Origin of the sequence: Marinomonas aquimarina, assembly GCF_900089755.1 — a bacterium.
GTDB lineage: Bacteria > Pseudomonadota > Gammaproteobacteria > Pseudomonadales > Marinomonadaceae > Marinomonas > Marinomonas aquimarina.
Genome location: NZ_FLOC01000015.1, coordinates 78,046 through 98,248, shown reverse-complemented (window position 1 = coordinate 98,248; position 20,203 = coordinate 78,046). Strand labels below are relative to the sequence as shown.

The following is a 20,203-nucleotide window of genomic DNA, read 5'->3' as shown; positions in this document are numbered from 1 at the left end:
TCCTGTTTATCTCGCATGAAGTACAACGGACCTTACATAAACACCAGCGGCAACTCGCCGATGGGTGATAACTATTTAATATAAATGGGATTCTATCACTAAATGCAGAACTTAGCGTTGACTCTATCAACCACAGTAGAAAAGGATCACATATCTAACCTTATAGTTCTAAATTCTTACATCCTTTGCTTGGAACGGTTTATAGTTGGGCTCTACAATGTAGCGACGTGACAACTTTCAACCCAACAATAAGGATGGCCCATGTCAGATAAAGTTTTTAACGATAATTCCTTAACCATCGGTAACACACCGCTTGTTCGTCTGAACCGAATTGGTAACGGTAATATCTGGGCAAAAGTCGAAGCGCGTAACCCTGCGTTCTCTGTTAAGTGTCGTATTGGCGCTAACATGGTCTGGGATGCCGAAAAACGTGGTGTATTAACGGAAGGCAAATCTATCGTTGAGCCATCAAGTGGCAACACAGGGATTGCACTATGTTTTGTAGCGGCAGCACGCGGTTATCCGATCACCATCACCATGCCATCTAGCATGAGTCTTGAACGTCGCCAAGTTATGAAAGCGCTGGGCGCCAACATCGTGCTAACCGAGCCGGCTAAAGGCATGAAAGGTGCGATCGAGAAAGCACAAGAAATCGCTCAAGATCCAAACTTTGTGCTACTGCAACAATTCGAAAACCCAGCCAACCCTGAAATTCACGAAAAAACCACTGGTCCAGAAATCTGGAACGACACCAATGGTGACATCGATGTCTTCGTGGCGGGTGTCGGTACGGGCGGTACCATCACAGGTGTGAGCCGTTACATCAAGAACACTCAAGGCAAGGCGATCGTCAGTGTCGCAGTGGAACCAACCACGTCGCCTGTGATTACACAAACTATTAACGGTGAAACACCAACGCCAGCGCCACATAAAATCCAAGGCATCGGCGCAGGCTTTGTTCCGAAGAACCTAGATTTGTCTGTGATTGACCGTGTTGAGCAGGTCTCAAACGAAGACGCAATCGACATGGCGAAACGCCTAATGCGTGAAGAAGGCATTCTATGTGGTATTTCATGTGGTGCAGCAGTCGTTGCCGCAGAGCGCATGAGCCAAGAGCCAGAATTCGCAGATAAGAAAATCGTTGTCGTGCTACCTGACTCTGGTGAGCGCTACTTATCGACTGCTCTGTTCGAAGGCGAATTCAGCGAGAACGAAACCGTTCAGTAAGCTATTACGTCATTAAGACATAAAAGCCGACTGCGCTTTACCCAAGCGAGTCGGCTTTTTTATTACTGCAAGGTTAACACACCTACGCATTATGCTTCTGGAGCCGTTTCGGGCTTCACATGCGCCACTAACTCCCCTGCTTCAAACACACACATTTCACCGGCTTCCATCTGTTGCCAAGACTCATTGTCTGTCAGCGGTTGCGTGGCAATGACAGTGACCACATCTTTATCAGTCGTCACCTCTTTGAAGTCGACGGTCATGTCTTCATCCGACAAGGTCGCAGGTTTGAACGGCGCGCGACGGGTAATCCAATGCAGTTTGGTGGTGCAGTAACAAAATAGATACTGGCCATTAGACAGCATCATATTGAAGACCCCTTTAGCACGTAGGCGATCACACAATTCGGATAACGTCTTAGTCAGCTCTTGCACCGTCGGCATGGTATCGCCAAATTGCGCGATCAGCTGCTCAATGATCCAGCAAAACGCACGCTCAGAATCAGTGGTGCCGAGCGGGAAATGGCTCAACAAGCTGAGGCTTTGTGGCGTGTCCAGTTGACCATTGTGCGCGTAACTCCAGGTTGTGTCCCACAATAAGCGACTGAATGGGTGAGTATTGGGCAGACACACATGGCCCACGTTCGCTTGGCGAATATGACTGATCACAATGTCGCATTTTAGCGAAGTGCGACTCATGACATCAGCCATATCGGAGTCGGCACTTGGGCGCGGATCATGAATCGCCCAAACCTGATTATCACGGTACATGGCCATTCCCCAACCATCTTTGTGGGGACCGGTACGACCACCTCGAGCACGAAGGCCAGAGAAACTGAAGCAAATGTCCGTCGGGACATTTGCGCTCATTCCAAGCAACTCACACATCTAGTTCATCTTCTACTTTTTGTTTACGTTTTCTACGAATCTGGCGGAAAATCAAATACCCGGCAGCCAGTACCACGATGGCAATACCATTTAGCGTGCCGTATAACACCCAGTCTGCTGTCGTTAGCTCTGACGGCTCAGCGTCAGTCGCTTCGGGTTCGTCCGCCTCGGCGGCATCCGCTTCTGCTTGCTCCGTTGTGGCAGCGTTCGCAGCACTTTCCTCTTCTGATAACTCAGCTTCGGATACAATGGCTACTTGTGGCGTCACCACCACAGGTGTTAACTCACGATTTGCCGTTGCCAACGCAGCGATTACACTGCTATCTGCACTTGCTTGGGTACGACTGACAGTCACTTCCCCAGCACCATCACGGGTCAGATACCAAGGCGGCGTATCGTATTCAAAGCGCATCCCGGTTTGTGTAATGCCAATCACGTGCACATGGGCCGTGACGCTACTGTTGGGGGATACTGGATAAACCTTTTGCCAGAAGCCTTCGCCAATGAGGGGCATGTCTAACGTTTGCTCTGCGCCACCACTGCTGGTAATGATCAGTCGCGCATTGCTGCGCAGCATATTCAAGCGTAAGTTGGTCGGCTTCGCCGAAAACAGCACTAGGTTTTCATTTTGTTGTTCGGCCTGCAAAGTAATGGGTTTCGCCACTGAGAAAAACTGACTCACCTTGCGCACAAACGTTTTACCATCCACTTCAGAAATCAGCTCGTAATTGCCTTCTTCGCTAATCTGCTCAATTTTGTTTTTAAATTGATTATTCGCCAGTGCTAAAGGCGTCTGCAGCAGCTGTTTGGTGCTTTCACCACTTAATAGGTTCAGGCGTTGCCTAACTTCCACCAAGTTTAACAACTCAGGGTCTTCGATCTGTTGATTGTCTTGAAACAACCCCAGTGTTGAGTAAATCGGCTCATTGATGAACACCACTGGTGCCACTTGAGTAGTTTGCGCGCTGAGTTTGGTGATCACACGAATGTTACTGCGCGCCAGGTCGACATTCTCCACGCGCCAAGTTCCGACATCCGGTTTGGCGATAGTGGCCAGAAAATAATGGGACGCCGTCACCGCAGATACATTGACCGCCGACAAATTCAAGCGCTCACCATTAGGACGATAAATCACTGGCGTTTCGCCCTCTTCGTTAAAAATTAACAAAGTGGCTTCTTCAATAGCGTCGTCGATAAAAAAGGTATTGCCTTCAAAGGGCACTTCTTCGGACGGGGCCGCTTGTGAGAAAATACGATCGAAGGTGTCGAGCATTTCATCAGGCGTTGCAACTTCCGTGTAGATGGCGTCGGTTAACGTCGACACCGATTGCAACAGCTCTTTATCAGCATAGCTGGTCATGGACACCGTATGCAGGTGTATGCCTCGCTCAGCAAGCTGCGTCGCCAGCTCGTTTAAGATACGCGAGCGGGAAGCATCATTCACCGACTTATCTAAACTCACATCAACCATGCCATCCGTGACTAGAACCCAATGACGCTCAAAGCCTGGCTCTAAGTCCCCTTCATCAGGCGTATCCAGCAACATGCGCACGATCGACTCAAGGTCGGTCTTAAGGTCTCCGGGGGTATAACTGCTGACCGCTTGGCTCAGACGCGCTTTGGTCGCGCTATTGACCCTCGCTTCAGGCAAGAGGACACGCGCTTGCTCACCAAACAACCACACCCCTAAGGTGGCCTGTTCTTCAGGGGCCAGATCAGAGATGAGTTTAAGGGATTCGGCGGTTAATTTATCTGGATCGCTGATTAACATACTGCCTGAGGCGTCGATAATCAGCCGGAATTGGGTATCAGCGGACGCCCAAGAGGACAACAGAAGAAGTATTGCAACTAAACCGGTTTGAACGTGTTTTCGTATAACCATCTTCTTACTCCTGAGCGACTACTTAACTTGGTAAATCGAAGGTTTAGTCTAATGATGGATCATAAGACTCGGGCATTCCATGAACCCATTTTATTATATGTTCCTGCCAACGCTCTTCGTCAACGGTGTTTTCGTTAACCGCATAGTGGCTAACATTGAGACCCTGACTCAACATTTCGCGGTTGCTGCCCACCACCAACGGATGCCAATTAGGCAAATCACCGGTTTCGTGCAATACGCGATAGCTACAAGTATCAGGCAACCAATCAAACGCTTCCACATCTTGTGGTGCAAGAGACAAGCAGCCTTCTACTTTTTCAAGGCGTTGATCGTATACTTTACAACGACAAGCCTTAATGTCTAGTTGATGACAAGCAAGGTTGGTGTAATACACCTCTTCCGTTTCATCATCGACCAACTTCTGTAGGCAACATTTGGCGCAGCCATCACAGATAGACTCCCACTCCGTCTGCGTCATTTGCGCTAACGGCGTGGTTTTCCAAAACGGCTCATATCGTTTCGCGATCATTAGTAACGAGCTTCCGTAGGCGCTTTGTAAAGATCTAATAGGTATTCATCGCGTACCGGCGGCATTTGCAAGTAGAAACCTTGCTCACGGATCGCATTCATCACGTCTTCGGCGTTGGCACGGGCCAATTTCTTTTCTGGTTTAAGCAGCATGGTCATGGCACTAACCGGCTTGCCAAAACGCTCCATTAACATTTCTGGGACGTCTTTCAGACCTTTTTGCTTTTCGACATAAAGGTACATTTCATCACGCTTTGAAGAGCGGAAAATTTCAATAATCATTTGGCTCATAGTGAGTCTCACAAGGTCTCAGGTTAGTTGGCGAATTTTTCAAGCAAAGGTTTCACCACTTTATCTTGACGCCAACCGTTAAACGCTGGATTCGACCAATCCATCGGTGAACCTTCATAAATATGGCGCAGCAGTGGGTCCAGCAATTTACGCTTTAACACGACTTCTGGTGCAATCGAAAGCTCCTGTGCTTGCTCTTTTAAGTAAGCACGGATGGCCTTTGATAAATCACCCGCATTCGATGGCAGCGGTGCTGGCAATGGGTGTTGGTATTCATCTTGGCTCAACTCGTTCACCAGTGCCACTTTCTCAATAATGACTTGAGAATACAATCGCACCTGCTTCGGCGAAATGTCTTCTGCCTTACCTATGTCACGGGCATTGTCTGGCATAAATTTCGCCAGCGCCCACAAGGTGCGATCTTTCAGCACTTGTCCGCGGGGAATATTGTCCGCACGGGCACGCTCATCACGCCATAGGAACAACAATCGCAACAATGTCAGACTCTTCGGGCTTAAGCGCCAAGAGGCTTTGATGCCATCCCAGTTCTGCTCGGCATCATTGTTTTGCTGATATTGCCACTTCAGGCTTTCACAATCTTCTAATACCCAGTCCAGCATGCCCTTCTCTTCGAGGCGGGCAACTTGCATGGGATACACATGCGCTAGATAAATAACATCCAGCGCCGCATAACGTTTTTGCGCGTCGGTCAGTGGTCGCAAGGTCCAGTCCGAACGCGTTTCGTCTTTGGCCACTTCAATGTCTAAGTAGGCTTTGACCAGCTTTACATAGCTCAAAGACCATTCGCCATTGGCAAAGGCTTCACCGATTTGCGTGTCGTAAAACGGCGTTGGTAACACCCCAAGAAGATCATCAAATACATCCAGATCTTCTGAACAGGCATGAAACACCTTCATCACGTTTTCATTGATCAACAGATCACGCAGTGGCGACCAATCCGTGATGGTTTGCGGGTCAATCAGTACCGCCTGATCGCCTTCCGAAATCTGAATCAGACCCGTGACTGGGTAAAATGTGGTACGACGAACAAATTCGGTATCGACTGCCACAAACGGCAAGGTCGCCCAATGCTCACACCATTTTGCTAACGCTGCGTCAGTATCTACCCAAACGATGTCTAGGTTCTGGTTTTGAGTTTCCATGTTAAAGTTTTTTCCGGCCTTCTAGTGCCAATGCCAACGTATTACCGTCAACGTATTCTAGTTCACCACCCATAGGGACACCTTGTGCAATACGGCTCACCTCGATGCCTTGAGGTTTAAGCAGTTGCGCAATGTAATGGCTGGTGGCTTCGCCCTCAACGGTACTGTTGGTGGCGATTATCACTTCTTCAACGCCCTGCTGTTGCGTAATGGTCTCTAAACGATCTAAGCCAAGCTCTTCCGGTCCAATGCCATCAATGGGTGACAAATGACCTAACAAGACAAAATATAAACCATCGAATTGCTTGGTGCTTTCAATCGCGATCACATCCGCAGGCGTTTCGACAATACACAATCGACTGCGATTACGTTCTTCGTCGGCACAAATAGGACAAAGGTGATCTTCCGTCAGGGTACGACACTGACTGCAACGACCCACTTTATCCAATGCCGAGCGTAGGGACTGCGCTAAGCGATCAGCCCCTTGGGAATCGCGCTCTAACAAGTAGAGCGCCATTTTTTGCGCTGACTTGGGCCCTACGCCAGGCAAGCAGCGCAAGGACTCAATCAGCTCTTTAATTAACGGGCTGAACAAGCGTCCACTCCTTTCTTAGAATGGCATTTTGAAGCCAGGAGGGATTGGCATACCAGCCGTGGCTTCGGCCATCTTTTCTTTTGACGTTGCTTCGATGTTACGCACCGCGTCATTGATCGCTGCTGCAATCAGGTCTTCTAGCATTTCTTTATCGTCTTCAAACAAAGAATCGTCGATCGATACGCGTTTTACATCGTGACGACCTGTCATAGAAATTTTCACAAGGCCAGCACCTGCTTGACCTTCTACTTCCATGTTTGCCACTTCTTCTTGGGCTTTCTGCATGTTTTCCTGCATTTTCTGCGCTTGGCGCATCATGTTGCCCATACCACCTTTAAACATATTTCTCTCCAATCGTTAACTAAGCTTTCACTTTAACTGTGTCATAAAGTACTTGCCCACCCAGCTTACTAGCTAACGCTTGTACCACTGGGTGTGCGTTTAAATGATCAATGGCCGCTTGCAGCGCTTCAGCACGCTTACTGGCCGCAAATTCTTCTGCGGTAACACCTTCCACTTCGGCCAAAGTATCGATAATCAGTGGCACATGTGTATCAAAGAAACCAGATAACTCACCCTGTATTTGCTCATAGCGAGCCTGATTTAGCATATGGCCATATTCTAATGGCACTTGCAGCTTGATACCTTGTTCTGACGCGCTAATTAAGCACGAGTTCATTACTATATTTTGGACCAAACCGGTTAATTTCAAGCGTGGCGCTACCAGCCACCATAAATTCATGGTCATGTCTTTAAAGTGCGCAATCTCAGGCAAAGGCATGGCCAATGCTGGCTGTGCTACAGTGTCCGGTTGCTTATCAATGAGCGCAGGCTTATCACTGACCGCTTCCACCAGATTGGCTGAGGTCGCAAACGGATCTTCGGTTTCAGCAATGGCACGCTCATCGGCATCTTCATCGCTTTCTTCCTCTGCGTCGTCTGCCACAGGCTCTTCGTGCAACATGCGCGACAGGCGCTCAGCAGGATCAACGCTTGGCGCTTTGGCAACAGGCACCTCAGCAACTGGCTCCGGACGAGGCTTGGCTACAGGTTCTGGGGATTTATGCGACACAGGCTCAGGCTCAGGCTCAGGCTCAGGAGCAGCTTCAGCCTGATACGCCTCATAGTCAGGCAGTGAGTCATCCCAAGGGGGTGTTTCCTCATAAGAAGGTGCTGACGCTGCCGTTTGTGGTGCAGGAGGCACAGCCACTTCCGCCGTCGGTGCTTGGCTTGGCGCTTCAGAATACTGCTCAGTTTCAGAGACAGACTGAGCTGGTTCAAGGTTCTCGGCGGGCGGCGGCGGTTCAGCTAGTGTTTTTTTTTCTTCAACGGGCGTCGGGGCACTGGCTACCGGCATCGGTGCAACGGGCGCTGCCACTGGTGGCGCATCGTAACGCACAGCCATGGCATTCGCTGGTCGGAACGCAATTAAACGCAGCATCAGCATTTCAAAGCCAGACTTGATCGAGTGGGACAGCGGTAAATCGCGACGTCCGACCAGCAAGCTTTGGTACATGACTTGAATTTCTTCTGGTGAAACCGTCCGTGCCAGCTGCTGAATTTGTGCTAAATCACCGATTTGATCTTGCAGTACGCCAGGTACTTGCTGCTCTACCGCAACACGATGCAAAGAATCCAACAAGGCACCACAGATGGAAATAAAGTCCGGCTGGTAATCCGCAAGGGCATCTATCTTTGCCAGCGTCTGCGCGGCGTCTTTCGCTGCGACAGATTCGAGCAACGACAGAATTTGACTCTGATTCACTAAGCCCAACATAGAGGTCACGCCCGTCTCAGTGATTTGCCCATCACCAAAGGCAATGGCTTGATCTGTCAGACTTAGGGCATCACGCATACTGCCGTTGGCTGCTTGGCCGATTTGCCAAAGTGCCGGTTGATCAAAGCTCACCTGTTCCGTCGTCAGGACTTTTTGCAAGTAGTCCACTACGCGCTGAGCCGACATGTTCTTCAAGTTAAATTGCAAACAGCGCGACAAGATCGTCACCGGCAGCTTCTGCGGATCCGTGGTCGCCAGTAGGAATTTTACGTGTTCCGGCGGCTCTTCAAGCGTCTTCAACAAGGCGTTAAAAGAGTGCGTCGAGAGCATGTGCACCTCGTCTATGAGGTACACTTTAAAGCGGCCGCGAGTCGGTGCGTATTGCACGTTTTCTAAAAGCTCGCGGGTGTCTTCAACTTTGGTACGCGACGCCGCATCGACCTCAATCAAGTCAACGAAACGGCCCTCGGCGATTTCGCGACAGCTGTCACATTCACCACAAGGCTCAGGCGAAATACCATTCACTTCACAGTTCAGACACTTGGCAAAAATACGTGCGATGGTGGTTTTACCCACACCACGGGTGCCCGTAAACAAGTAAGCGTGGTGCAAACGCTGTTGGCGTAATGCATTCACTAAGGCTTGTAATACGTGGTCTTGCCCTGCCATTTCAAGGAAGGTCTGCGGACGCCATTTTCGTGCGAGTACTTGATAGCTCATGCAATCTAATCTGGTGATGATTGGGGCTGTGCGAGACAGCGTTGAGTTGTTTGACCTTTAATCATGCTTTCATGACGGCCAGATAATGCGCTGAATTTTAAGCTTTTTCAGCAAGAAAAGGAATGCGGGAACCGGCAAAATGCAAAAAGGGCCAGCATTGGCTGACCCTTTTGGGACTCTCGATCAAGTCATTAGTTGGCTTGTTGGCCTGCTTGACGCTGACGTTCGCGCTCAAGCTCTTTTTCACGACGGTGTTTTTCCACTGCATCCAGCACTTCTGCACCGATATGCGCTTCGCCACGCTCTTTCGCTAGCTGAACTTGACGCTCGCGCTCAACAAAGCGGCGACGCTGCTCATCAGTGTATTTGTCGAAACAGTGTGGGCAGCTTACACCTTGCTCAAAGCGCTCATCTTGCTTCTCTTCTTCAGTGATTGGCATACGGCAAGCGTGGCACTGGTCGTATTCACCTTTTTCAAGCTTGTGGTTAACTGATACACGGTTATCAAAGACGAAACACTCACCTTTCCACATAGTGTCTTCTTCTGGCACTTCTTCCAAGTACTTAAGAATACCGCCTTCTAGGTGATACACTTCTTCGAAACCTTGCTCTTTTAGGTACGCGGTGGACTTTTCACAACGAATACCGCCAGTACAGAACATCGCCACTTTCTTGTTCTTTTCTGGATCAAGGTTTTCTTTAACGTATTCAGGGAATTCACGGAACGTATCAGTCTTCGGATTGACTGCATTTTCGAAGGTACCGATCTGGAACTCGTAGTCGTTACGCGTATCGATTAGTACTACATCTGGATCAGAAATCAGCGCATTCCAATCTTGTGGCTTAACGTAGGTACCCACTACTTTACGTGGGTCAACGCCTTCGACACCCATGGTCACGATTTCTTTTTTCAGTTTCACCTTGGTGCGGTAAAACGGCATATCTTCATCGTACGATTCTTTGTAGACGATGTTTTCAAGACCCGGTTGTTGATCCAACCAAGCCAACATGGCATCAATGCCTTCACGGCTGCCCGCCACCGTACCATTGATACCCTCGCTTGCTAGCAACAAGGTACCACGAATGCCATTGTCTTCTAGGGTTTGACGAAGGGGTTCGCGCAGCGCTTCGTAGTTATCAAGCTGAACAAATTTATACAGGGCACATACAACAACTTTTGACACGTCTTTCTCTCCTAATGCGATCTGGAACGTAAAACCAGAGCCTTAATTTGAAGGCGCGAATTATAGAGAAAAGCCGTTCAGAATGCGAATCTTATTGATCTGGGTCAAGGTTGTTTTGGATATTGTTATTCACGCGGAACCAACCCGCAATACTGTGGCGAGTACGCTGCGCCTTTAACACCTCATGGGGAAACTCTTCACTTAGAAACACCGCCAAGCGACCTTTCTGCGGAAAAAAACGCCCTAGTTCGACGTTTTCATCGTGTTCATCAAACAACACAAACTCACCGCCATCACCGTCAACCCAAGCTTCATTTAAGTACAACACGGTCGACAGCACGCGGTTACTCTTACCCTTAAAGGCATCCACATGCTTTTCATAAAAAGCCCCTTCCTCGTAGCGAGCAAAGTGTGCTTCATAGTCCCAAAGCCCGAGGAACAAGCGGCGATTAAACTCCAAACGCAATTCACGCATTGCATCCAAAAAAGCTGTTCGCGCTGGGGTGATCGGATCGATCCAGCGGATGTAATCTCGACGACGATTAAGCGCCAACTGATGGTCATTTGATCGCCCCACCCCCGCCTGCTTCATGTAGCCATTATCCAGCTCCGAGATATCCCCCATTAGCGCATCGACCATTTCTGAAGAGAAAAAGTCGTCGATAATGCTCCAGCCCTTCTCGCGAATATCAGCCACCACCTTGTCGAACGGTGTTTGCGAGGTAAAAGGAACAATTGCACTCATACTGAAAACCTACTCGAACGTTGTAATGCGGCGAATGATACTGTAGCGTGCCCTGCGAAAACACTAACTTTTGATGATTTTTCCGCAAATGTATCAGCTACGTGACTATCAGCAAGAAGCTGTTGACGCCACTCTTAAACACTTTCGCAAAAGCGATGACTCCGCTGTTATTGTGCTACCTACTGGGGCAGGCAAAAGCCTTGTCATTGCAGAGCTGTGCCGCTTAGCGCGTCATAAAGTCATTTGCTTAACTCACGTCAAAGAGCTGGTGGAGCAAAACCATCAAAAGCTATCCGCGCTCGGTGTTGAAGCAGGCATTTATTCAGCTGGCTTGGGACGCAAAGACACTCACAGCAAAGTCACCTTTGCCAGCATCCAGAGTATCGCACGCAGCCTAGAGCAACATAACGACGCTTTGTCCTTGTTAATGATCGATGAGTGCCATCGCATCCCAAAACAGCAACAAGGCCAATACCATCAGGTCATCGAGCATTTCAAAAAGCTCAACCCAAAGCTAAAAGTACTGGGACTGACGGCCACCCCCTATCGCTTAGACAGTGGTTGGATTTATCAAAAGCACTATTGGGGCTTCGCTCGCGACACTGAAAACCCGTTTTTTAGCCAATGCATTTATGAGCTCCCTCTGCGCCGACTGGTAAAGTCCAGCTATCTTACCGAACCCAAAGTGTACGATGCGGCGGTGGCGCATTACGACTTCAGTCAACTGCTGGGCAACGAATACGACGATGATGACCAACCAATCGAGCAGCAACTCAATGAGCTGGTCAGCAAACACCCGCGTGTCACTCAAGCCATTTGCGAACAAATCATTGAGCTCTCAAGTGCGCGCAAAGGGGTGATGATTTTTGCCAGCACGGTTGAGCACGCCAAAGAAATACTCAACTATCTACCCTCACATGAGGCGCAAGTGGTCACAGGCGACACCAGCATCAAAGAGCGCGACCAGATTATCAGCGCATTCAAGGCACAACAGCTAAAATACTTAGTCAATGTATCAGTCTTGACCACTGGCTTTGATGCCCCTCATGTGGATGTGATCGCCTTATTGCGCCCGACCGAATCGGTCAGTCTCTTTCAGCAAATGGTCGGACGCGGCTTAAGACTGTCAGCGGACAAGCAGGATTGTCTCATTCTCGATTACACCAATAGTGGCTATGACATATTTCAGCCAGAAATTGGCACCAAAAAACCTAACCCTAACTGCCAGCTAGTGCAGGTAGAATGCCCGCAGTGCGCACATCAAAACCTTTTCTGGGGCATTAAAGCGGCTGACGGGACTCTGCGCGAACACTATGGGCGCCGCTGCCAAAGCTTGGTTGAAACACCCGATGGTGAATTTCAATGTGACTATCGCTTTGTGTTTAAGCGCTGCCCCCACTGCAATGAAGAAAATGACATTGCCGCACGACACTGCCAGCACTGTCACGAGCGTCTCATTGACCCCGACGATATTCTAAAGAAAGCCCTCAACCTGAAAGGCCATAAGGTCATTCGGTGCCAAGCGATTTCCGCAACCATCACAGGCAACAAGGTCCAGGTGATCTATCACGATGAAGACGGCGATGAGCTAAAGCAGCGCTTTAATTTTGACTTCAAAAAAGACCAGCAACGCTTTAATCAAGAATTTGCCCGACGCCTTGGTGCAGGCAGTACACCGGTAGAGTTCGATCGGGCAGAGCAAGTGACGGCCTTTATTCCATACTTACCCCACCCAGACTTTGTGATTGCCGAGCAAGAGAAACACGGCTGGAAGGTGACGCAGTTACTGTTTGATTATCAAGGCCCATACCGCAAAGCCAACGCCCTTAACTAAGGTTTCAGGCACCTTTAAGCTTTAACCGCATTTTCAAACGACACCTTGAATGGCAAATTAAGTGTTTCTAAACGCTGCAGCACAGCCGGTGAGGTAAAGGAATTGCTCGGCAAGCATTCCATAAACACCAGCCAGTAGTTAGCGGTCATATTTTCAGAAAAAATTGACGCGGTTTTGGCATCCACACCAACGGCTTCAAAGCGTTTTGCTATGCCCTGCTTAATCGACGCAATCTGCTGATCATGAAAACCACCATTCAGCACACTGTCCGTCATGATCACACGGGTGAATTCATCGTACTGGTGGTAAAATGGAAACAAGGTTTCCACGATTTGGGCAAGGTATTCGGTAGGCGAAGTGGCGGGTTGGTGCTGACCTACTCGAGCGCTGAGCACTTCATCTAGGGCATCAAAGTAAATTTCTTTGACTAAGTCCAGCTTATCAGGAAAGTGCACAAAAAACGTGCCGACAGCCACCCCCGCTAAGCGGCTAATTTCCCGTGTCGTCGTAACTTCGACTCCCTGCTGAAAAAACGCTTGCTTGGCAACTTGCTTAATTTTGGCTCGGGTATTCGCTTTTTGCTGAACTCGACGACTCACGCTGATCCACTCCTTGACGTTGATGCTTTGAGTCTAACCAAAACCGTGTCAAGGGTGAATAAAAAAACATCAGTTACGCAGCACTAAATCATCTGGCACAGGCGTGAGTCGCTTGCTCAACTGACCGAGGAAGCCTTGAATACGCTCCGCGTTATTACCATGATCTGATTCGCCTGCTCGTGAGCATGAGCGCATGTCCACAATCACTTTATCGTTTTGGCTGGTAATGCGGATCACAATATCGTTACGCAAACCAAAAATCGGGGTACGAGCCGTGGCTTCAATCACCCCCGCACTTGGGTATTGCGCCACCATATCCCAGCCACGTTCACTGACTAAGCTTGCGGCTTCAATGTAAGTTTCTTGAAAGGAGTTGCTGACCTCTAAAGGCTTAATTTTAGGGTAATATTTTTTCTGGATCGGCACCCAAGAAAAATCATAGTTCAAGTCGTGCTCTGAGGCTTTACGCAAATAAGCCATATTGATGAACACTGGAGGGTTATTAAGGTCAGTCGTGATGTCATACAAATCAGGTAATTTTGACTTTTGCATATAAAGCCCTAACCACATGACACTGTAAATAAACGAGACGACACACACTAGCCAGAAGAAACGACGGCCACCTGCACTGCACTCTTTACGGCACACGAACAGAGACACCAAGGTCAAAATGGTCAAGGCGATAGCAGCAAGGACTGTTTTGCGCAACATATCAAATGCAGTAATCGGCTCAATAAAACCGACGCGAACCCCTGCAATGGAAATAAACGCCACACACCCAATTAGCATCATTAAAATGTACAACACGGGCGAAATGTAACGACTCATAATTCACTCATAAAAAACATCACATCGCTAACCTTAACGTGAGCAGGAAAGACTAGATAGAGCGCTGCAAAACGTTCTGCAGTGATTCCACCAAATTTGCATATTTTGCGTAAAGAGTCCTGTTTTTTAATAGAAAAACCTATCAAAAATCGTCAGAATCCCTTACCTATCGCGCCACCGACTTTAAACCGTTATATCAGCAGACAACCCATGACCACTTTGAAACACCCGCCACATTGCGTCGATCGGCTAAGGACGCAAGCCAAACAAGACAGCCGCAGAGAATTTGTTGCCCGAGGCGCAAACGCGCAGCGCTGCCCATCTTGCCTCATGGCAAGCTTTGCTTGCTTCTGCGATCAACGCCAAGCACAGACCTCTCCCGTGCACTTCACCTTGCTCTATCACTACACAGAAATCCACAAACCCACCAACAGTGGCCGCCTGATTGCCGATCTCTTCCCAAAACAAACCGAAGCCTATATTTGGTCACGCACTGAACCTGAGCCATTACTACTCGAGCGCCTTAAGGCCCATCAAGGCAGGAATGTGATCTTGTTTCCGGGCACAGACAAACGCGAAGCCGCAGGCACACATCTAACAGAGCTTCCGCCTCAAGACTCGCCCCTGAACATCATCGTGCTGGATGCCACGTGGCGCTTAGCCAGTAAAATGTTGCACCAAAGTCGCTGGCTAGACAGTATTCCGACATTTGCTATTCATGATGAAGCCATACGCTCGTTTAAGGTCAGACACGCTAAACATGACAACCAATTTGCCACAGCAGAGGTCGCAGCCATGCTGCTCGCCCAAGCCGATGCCACAGAGCAAAGCCAAGCACTGGCGCAGTATTATCAAACATTTAACGATCACAGTATGTGGAGTCGACGTCGGCAACACTCACCAAAGCCGACATAAGGACAGATTTAGCCACTTAACATACGCCAGAATAAAGCAGCAAAAGCGTTAGAATCACCTAAACTAAGAGGACTCATGTATCTGGTCTACTCCGTGGACTTGGGGATATTAGGTAAGACTATGCTTAGTGCGTTTATCTCTTTTCACCTTAAACTGGCCTTAGCAATGCTTATGCCAAGCTGGTATCAAAGGGACTTTTTTGATGACAAAGCCCCTTCAAAACACGCCCACTATAGACGCTTTGGCAAACGCTACCGCGCCAAGCGCCGCTTAGTAAGAACAATCTGGACGGGAACAGGGTTTCTAATGCTGATCTTCCCAAGCCCACCTATCTTGGTGGGCGGCTTACTGTTCAGTACTTGCTTATCGTTTGCCATACTTGACGAAACGGAATAAGAAAAAACAAACAGTAATCTGATTTAGCCACGCATTAGCAGCGCTACTTTGCCGTTTTCACAAAATTGCAGGGCTTGCTTCTTCTTGCGTCCAACCAAGACCGCGTCACTGTCCAGAAATAGGAAAGCCTTCCAGTTGCGGCTAAACACTCCCCAAGTGGTTTCAATAACAAAGTCCGCATGGCAGCAAAAATATACTTTGGTATCGCTCCCCCATTGCTCACAGTGCGCCGACACTTCAGCGGGCAAGTTGGGCTCATCAGACTCCCAAGCTGACTCCCAATCGCCCTCACCTGTTTTGCCTGTTTTTACCCACATATCACTGCTGAATAAATCTGGATACAAAAAGGCGTCGGACACGTAATCACGCCAAATATTAGCGCCGGCCGGCTCGGTCATTAATAAAATAGCGGCACGATCTTCGGCTGATACGAAAGGCTCCTCACGACGAAACACCCACTCTTTGCCACTATCCGCTAATGATCGATATTGAGACATACAACCTCTATTGTTGAAAAAAAATAACCTAATTCATGAAAAAGCATCGTTTGATGACTAAAACTCAAACGACTAACCTATCAATGTAGTAATAAAACTACATTTTAAATAAATCACTCAAGGAGACTTACTATGTACACATCAGAAGATGTTAACTCTGCAGCCCTTTATAACCTGCACTACACTGGTTCAGCGAAGAAAACACCAGACTCTCAAGAACAATACGAAGCTCTATTGAGCCGCTGGGGATTCAGCACTAAGCCATCCGCAAACACTTCATTTAGTAAAAAACTTACAAAATTCGCTCAAGCTGCTCTGCGTGCAGTGAAAGCCAGTTTCAATATGATGACAGCATCGAGCCTGCTTTCAAAGCAGCACAGCGCCAATAGCCACATTGCTAGCCACTAAAGCCAGGCTGCACAATTCACCTTAACTGAGTATTTGGGGAGAAAAAAAATAACACCCCCTCCCTTTCCTCTACATCCCTCGATACAATCTTTGCGCACCAACACACTCATACACAACAGGTGATGTTATGCGGTTCCAATATCAAGCTATTTTATTCGATTGCGATGGCGTCATTGTAGACACTGAGACACTTTCTTCTGAGATTCTCATGCGCATGCTGGCCGAACAAGGTTTATACCTAGATGAGTCAACACTGCACCGACACTTTACCGGTTTCACCAACAAGGAAAACCTGGCCCGTGCAGAGTCCATGCTGGGACGCCCTTTACCTGATGATTTCTCTGCCCAGTTTCACGCCACCTTCCAACAAGCCATTAAGTCTTCCCTCGAACCAATTGCTGGTGTACCTGAGCTACTGGCCGCAATTAGCTGCCCGATTGCCATGGCCACCAATGCTCAAAGAGAAGAACTCGAACTCAAACTCGAACTTATTAATCTGACGGAGACATTCGCGACTCGCTTTGCCGTCAATGACGTTGCACAGGGAAAACCGGCACCGGATCTCTATTTGAAAGCCGCTGACGCACTGAAGGTGGCACCAGAGCACTGTATAGTGATTGAAGACTCACTGGCGGGAATCAAAGCAGGGGTCGCAGCAGGGGCAACCGTACTGGCTTTCAGTGCCGTATTACCTGCCCAAGCTCAGCTTGAAGCAGGCGCCACGGCGACCTTTAAAAGCATGTCGGAATTGATGTTATTACTTGGACTCAAGTGACATCAGTTGCTTGAGCAGGCTGCGCGGTAGTTCCTTGATGGTTAACTCGCCTGTGTCGGCATTGAACTGAATACTTTCGCCCAACAAATCGGTATCAAAACTCAGCGTTAGAGAACGGTTTGATCCAGATGCTCGGGTAAGCTTTTTAAGCGCTGCTTTTTCAACAAAGATCTCTTTTTCGACCTGGAATGCATCGGATTCAGCCAGCTCTAAGAACTTACTCGCCTGTTCTGGCGAGAAACGTGTTTCAATTTGGCGAGCAATATCGTTCAACTCTAATGGCTCACGCTCTTCCGCCTTTTCCAAGCACTGTTCAGCCACTGCGCGCTTGAATTCATTCGCAGCTTTCGACGGCAAGGCAGCGGATTGACAGAATGCAGAGGCTGCCTCAACCAGTTTACGGGTCTCTTTAGCGGCCACCTTTGGCTCATCACAGCCGATAAACTGGGTAAAATATTCGCTCTCCCATTTCGGGGCCTTACCAAAACGGAACGCAATATAGCGCGTGTCATCACGGTCATGGTAGGCCGATAAGTTGACACGCAAGGCCATGTGCAACTTATCCGTTTCCAACTGATGCACCTGGGCAAAACTCAAATCCTCGCCCAAGGTAATACCCGCTTTACGCTTCAGCAGCACAATAAATAGAAAATGTGAGCCGCCTAATTCGTAGTGATTAAACCAAAGCAAACCGCCTTCCGCATCACTGACAGGCTCCAAATAGCGTACGTACTCCGCAGCACAGGCTTTGCTAAACGCGGCAAAGTCATCAAACCCTTCGCCATTGAAGTGCTTGTGCAGCAAAGCGGGTAACTTACTGCCTTCTTCGCTTCCCTCTGGATTCGAGAATTGACCCGTATTCATGCCGGAGCGATTAAAAAGGTGTGTGACTTTGGCTGCCAATTGTTCCGCTTCAGCGTCGATCGGGTTTTCATTGGGACGCGCTACCAGAAGCGCTTTTGACTCCCCTTCCGCTTTTTGAACTTCGTGGACAATTAAATTGACAATAGACACTGGCGACCTCTTACTATTAATATGATTGGTTTGCGACTCTTTTATGTGGTAACGGGCACAACTTTATAATCATCGATATGACGAAACCAACGAAGACAAAGGCTCAAACTCGAAAGGAAATCGAGTCTCAGATCGAAAGCTTTATTCGCCAGCAAGGTGAAATAGAGCAAGTCGAAATGGGCGCCTCCGGTTTACAAGATGGCAAGTATAACACGAGCCATATGGGTTTTATCGAGCCTAAAAAAGACCGTACACCACTAAATCATGTGGTGGCCGCGATCCAGCAGCGCAAATCTGATAAAAAGCCTCCTCTTCCTTTAGCCAAGCCTAAACAACCTAAGAAGAAGGTTATTTATGACGACTTTGGCGACCCAATTCGCTACGTTTGGGAAGATTAAGGAAAGTCCTTGTAAGCCCAAGTAGACTTTTGCTCACATTCCTAAGTTCCACTACCATAAGGAAAAATCACTCACAGGAGAGAGTAAAATGTCGATCAAATATCTTCATGCAATGATCCGTACTGCAGACCCAGAAGCGAGTCATGAGTTCTACACCAAGGGCCTTGGTCTAACACAAACGCGCCGCTACGACAGTGAACAAGGTCAATTTTCTCTTATCTACTATGCCACCGAAGAAGGTGCACCTGAAGTAGAACTCACCCATAACTGGGACGACCGCACCTATTCTGGTGGCGATCAATTTGGTCACCTAGCATTTGAAGTTGAAAATATTTATGAAGTTTGCCAAAACCTACAGGACATGGGCGTTACCGTACTACGACCACCCCGTGATGGTCATATGGCATTTATCAAAGATCCCAATGGCATTTCCATCGAACTACTGCAAAAAGATGGTTCTTTGGCGCCTCAAGAGCCTTGGGCTTCTATGCCGAACACCGGCTCTTGGTAACAATTGTTAACATAACTTTAAATTCAGTAACAAAGTTTTGGCTTTTATTCGTTTCCACTAAAGTTATTTATCTGGAGACAAGGACGTTTCTACAGCTATATTTATTAAGACACCAGCGGAATACGGAACACCCACAATGACTCTAAAAACGATTACCCAAAATTGCCTTGTAATTCTTAGTGTTGCTGTGACACCGTTCGGCTTTGCAAGTGAGCCCCTATACGATGCCCAGCAGCTTCCACCAAACATCGCTGACGAAGATAAAGATGGTGTCGTGAACATTCGTGATTTTTGCGATGGCACCGCTTTCGGTCTTAAAGTTGATAACGACGGCTGCCCAGACAAAACCGTTTTGCGCCAGTCTATGAATTTGGAAGTTTTATTTGATACCGATAAGTACATCATTAAGTCCTACTACAACTCTGAAATACAAGAGCTAGTGGACTTTATGAATGAACACCCAGATTCTACTGTAGTCATCGAGGGCCACACTGACAGCGTTGGCAGCGATGAATACAACGAAGTGCTCTCAAGAAACCGCGCAAATGCCGTGGTTGCAATGCTGATCGATGAGTATGGCATTGATCAAGAGCGCGTTAGTGGTGTGGGTTACGGTGAATCTCGCCCCATTGCCTCGAATGAGAGTGCAATGGGCAGACAGCAAAACCGTCGTGTGATGGCTGAAATCTATGGTGAGCAGACAACACAGATCAAACGATGGAACATCTACAGCGTGGATAACATGGATCTAGAGCCTGCATTAGCGCCAAACGCCTCGTCATACAGCAACGGCTTCTAGTCATAAAGCAAGCATAAAACCTCCCCACAATGGCCCCCTTTGCCCCGACGGCACTGGGGGTCTTTTTTATCAGTCCAAAGCCACCTATTAGCGCAAAGCTAAAATTGATCCACATCAAGTAAAAGAGTTCGAGCAAATTTTCTGCACATTTCTTAATTGTTACAGTATAACACTTTATTTCAAATCAGCGCATAATGATGTTTCTCTTTACCAATAAAGGATGAGGTAAA

23 protein-coding genes are annotated in these 20,203 nt (G+C 48.3%); 9 read left to right on the top strand and 14 right to left on the bottom strand.

Going from position 1 to position 20,203, the window contains the following annotated elements; translation table 11 throughout:
* Positions 1–261 precede the first annotated feature (261 nt).
* Positions 262–1,227, top strand: coding sequence for a cysteine synthase A (gene cysK, locus MAQ5080_RS12925; protein WP_067211167.1), 966 nt, complete (start codon positions 262–264; stop codon positions 1,225–1,227).
* An 89-nt stretch (positions 1,228–1,316) separates the two neighbouring features.
* On the opposite strand, the gene MAQ5080_RS12920 is transcribed toward cysK, so the two are convergent.
* The 10 genes from MAQ5080_RS12920 to MAQ5080_RS12875 all read right to left on the bottom strand — a co-directional run bounded on the left by MAQ5080_RS12920 (position 1,317) and on the right by MAQ5080_RS12875 (position 10,999).
* Positions 1,317–2,114 carry a class II glutamine amidotransferase gene (locus MAQ5080_RS12920; protein ID WP_067211170.1) on the bottom strand — a complete coding sequence of 266 codons (798 nt, stop codon included), beginning with the start codon at positions 2,112–2,114 and terminating at the stop codon, positions 1,317–1,319.
* On the bottom strand, positions 2,107–3,996 hold the full coding sequence (locus tag MAQ5080_RS12915) for a VWA domain-containing protein (protein WP_067211173.1): 1,890 nt from the start codon (positions 3,994–3,996) through the stop codon (positions 2,107–2,109). Before MAQ5080_RS12915 ends, MAQ5080_RS12920 begins: the two co-directional genes overlap by 8 nt.
* 43 nt (positions 3,997–4,039) lie before the next feature.
* Complete coding sequence (locus tag MAQ5080_RS12910; protein ID WP_067211176.1) at positions 4,040–4,525, bottom strand: YcgN family cysteine cluster protein; 486 nt, start codon at positions 4,523–4,525, stop codon at positions 4,040–4,042.
* Entirely contained in the window at positions 4,525–4,815 is a 291-nt protein-coding gene (locus tag MAQ5080_RS12905) for a YcgL domain-containing protein (protein ID WP_067211180.1), read from the bottom strand. The genes MAQ5080_RS12910 and MAQ5080_RS12905 overlap by 1 nt, the downstream gene beginning before the upstream one ends.
* 23 nt (positions 4,816–4,838) lie before the next feature.
* The gene (gene rnd, locus MAQ5080_RS12900) at positions 4,839–5,978 is read right to left on the bottom strand and encodes a ribonuclease D (RefSeq protein ID WP_067211183.1); all 1,140 of its coding nucleotides are present in this window, start codon (positions 5,976–5,978) and stop codon (positions 4,839–4,841) included.
* Position 5,979: 1 nt separating this feature from the next.
* Positions 5,980–6,573 (bottom strand): recombination mediator RecR, encoded by a 594-nt coding sequence (gene recR, locus MAQ5080_RS12895; RefSeq protein ID WP_067211186.1) that lies wholly within the window; start codon positions 6,571–6,573, stop codon positions 5,980–5,982.
* A 15-nt stretch (positions 6,574–6,588) separates the two neighbouring features.
* Entirely contained in the window at positions 6,589–6,915 is a 327-nt protein-coding gene (locus tag MAQ5080_RS12890) for a YbaB/EbfC family nucleoid-associated protein (RefSeq protein WP_067211190.1), read from the bottom strand.
* 19 nt (positions 6,916–6,934) lie between these two features.
* Entirely contained in the window at positions 6,935–9,070 is a 2,136-nt protein-coding gene (gene dnaX, locus MAQ5080_RS12885) for a DNA polymerase III subunit gamma/tau (RefSeq protein ID WP_067211193.1), read from the bottom strand.
* Positions 9,071–9,261: 191 nt separating this feature from the next.
* Positions 9,262–10,254, bottom strand: coding sequence for an oxygen-dependent tRNA uridine(34) hydroxylase TrhO (trhO, locus tag MAQ5080_RS12880; RefSeq protein ID WP_067211197.1), 993 nt, complete (start codon positions 10,252–10,254; stop codon positions 9,262–9,264).
* Positions 10,255–10,345: 91 nt separating this feature from the next.
* Positions 10,346–10,999, bottom strand: a complete 654-nt coding sequence (locus MAQ5080_RS12875; protein WP_067211200.1) for a 2OG-Fe(II) oxygenase — start codon at positions 10,997–10,999, stop codon at positions 10,346–10,348.
* Between the two features lie 88 nt (positions 11,000–11,087).
* Between MAQ5080_RS12875 and radD the strand changes: the two genes are divergently transcribed.
* Positions 11,088–12,833, top strand: a complete 1,746-nt coding sequence (radD, locus tag MAQ5080_RS12870; RefSeq protein WP_082861114.1) for a DNA repair helicase RadD — start codon at positions 11,088–11,090, stop codon at positions 12,831–12,833.
* A 14-nt stretch (positions 12,834–12,847) separates the two neighbouring features.
* Here radD and MAQ5080_RS12865 read toward each other — a convergent pair whose 3' ends face one another.
* Together MAQ5080_RS12865 and MAQ5080_RS12860 are read right to left on the bottom strand one after the other, a co-directional pair.
* A complete protein-coding gene (locus MAQ5080_RS12865; protein WP_067211207.1) occupies positions 12,848–13,432 on the bottom strand; it encodes a TetR/AcrR family transcriptional regulator in 585 nt (194 codons plus the stop codon).
* A 69-nt stretch (positions 13,433–13,501) separates the two neighbouring features.
* Positions 13,502–14,260: a DUF1499 domain-containing protein gene (locus tag MAQ5080_RS12860; RefSeq protein ID WP_067211209.1), complete on the bottom strand. Its 759-nt coding sequence runs from the start codon at positions 14,258–14,260 to the stop codon at positions 13,502–13,504.
* Between the two features lie 210 nt (positions 14,261–14,470).
* On the opposite strand from MAQ5080_RS12860, the gene MAQ5080_RS12855 reads away from it, so the two are divergent.
* Positions 14,471–15,175, top strand: coding sequence for a tRNA-uridine aminocarboxypropyltransferase (locus MAQ5080_RS12855; protein ID WP_067211212.1), 705 nt, complete (start codon positions 14,471–14,473; stop codon positions 15,173–15,175).
* Positions 15,176–15,250: 75 nt separating this feature from the next.
* A complete protein-coding gene (locus MAQ5080_RS12850; RefSeq protein ID WP_067211216.1) occupies positions 15,251–15,571 on the top strand; it encodes a hypothetical protein in 321 nt (106 codons plus the stop codon).
* Positions 15,572–15,594: 23 nt separating this feature from the next.
* Here the strand turns inward: MAQ5080_RS12850 and MAQ5080_RS12845 are convergent, their stop codons facing one another.
* Positions 15,595–16,068, bottom strand: a complete 474-nt coding sequence (locus tag MAQ5080_RS12845; RefSeq protein WP_067211219.1) for a DUF2947 family protein — start codon at positions 16,066–16,068, stop codon at positions 15,595–15,597.
* Between the two features lie 132 nt (positions 16,069–16,200).
* Here MAQ5080_RS12845 and MAQ5080_RS12840 point away from each other — a divergent pair, with 132 nt between their 5' ends.
* Both MAQ5080_RS12840 and MAQ5080_RS12835 read left to right on the top strand, forming a co-directional pair.
* Positions 16,201–16,476 carry a hypothetical protein gene (locus MAQ5080_RS12840; protein WP_067211222.1) on the top strand — a complete coding sequence of 92 codons (276 nt, stop codon included), beginning with the start codon at positions 16,201–16,203 and terminating at the stop codon, positions 16,474–16,476.
* A gap of 127 nt (positions 16,477–16,603) precedes the next feature.
* The gene (locus tag MAQ5080_RS12835) at positions 16,604–17,251 is read left to right on the top strand and encodes an HAD family hydrolase (protein ID WP_067211225.1); all 648 of its coding nucleotides are present in this window, start codon (positions 16,604–16,606) and stop codon (positions 17,249–17,251) included.
* Here the strand turns inward: MAQ5080_RS12835 and MAQ5080_RS12830 are convergent.
* Positions 17,234–18,265, bottom strand: a complete 1,032-nt coding sequence (locus MAQ5080_RS12830; protein WP_067211228.1) for a nucleoid-associated protein — start codon at positions 18,263–18,265, stop codon at positions 17,234–17,236. The two genes, MAQ5080_RS12835 and MAQ5080_RS12830, sit on opposite strands and share 18 nt — an antisense overlap.
* 77 nt (positions 18,266–18,342) lie before the next feature.
* Between MAQ5080_RS12830 and MAQ5080_RS12825 the strand changes: the two genes are divergently transcribed.
* From MAQ5080_RS12825 to MAQ5080_RS12815, 3 genes are all read left to right on the top strand, one after another.
* A complete protein-coding gene (locus MAQ5080_RS12825) occupies positions 18,343–18,663 on the top strand; it encodes a hypothetical protein (RefSeq protein WP_067211232.1) in 321 nt (106 codons plus the stop codon).
* A gap of 88 nt (positions 18,664–18,751) precedes the next feature.
* Positions 18,752–19,174: a VOC family protein gene (locus MAQ5080_RS12820; RefSeq protein WP_067211235.1), complete on the top strand. Its 423-nt coding sequence runs from the start codon at positions 18,752–18,754 to the stop codon at positions 19,172–19,174.
* A gap of 136 nt (positions 19,175–19,310) precedes the next feature.
* A complete protein-coding gene (locus MAQ5080_RS12815) occupies positions 19,311–19,973 on the top strand; it encodes an OmpA family protein (RefSeq protein WP_067211238.1) in 663 nt (220 codons plus the stop codon).
* The last annotated feature ends 230 nt before the right edge of the window (positions 19,974–20,203 follow it).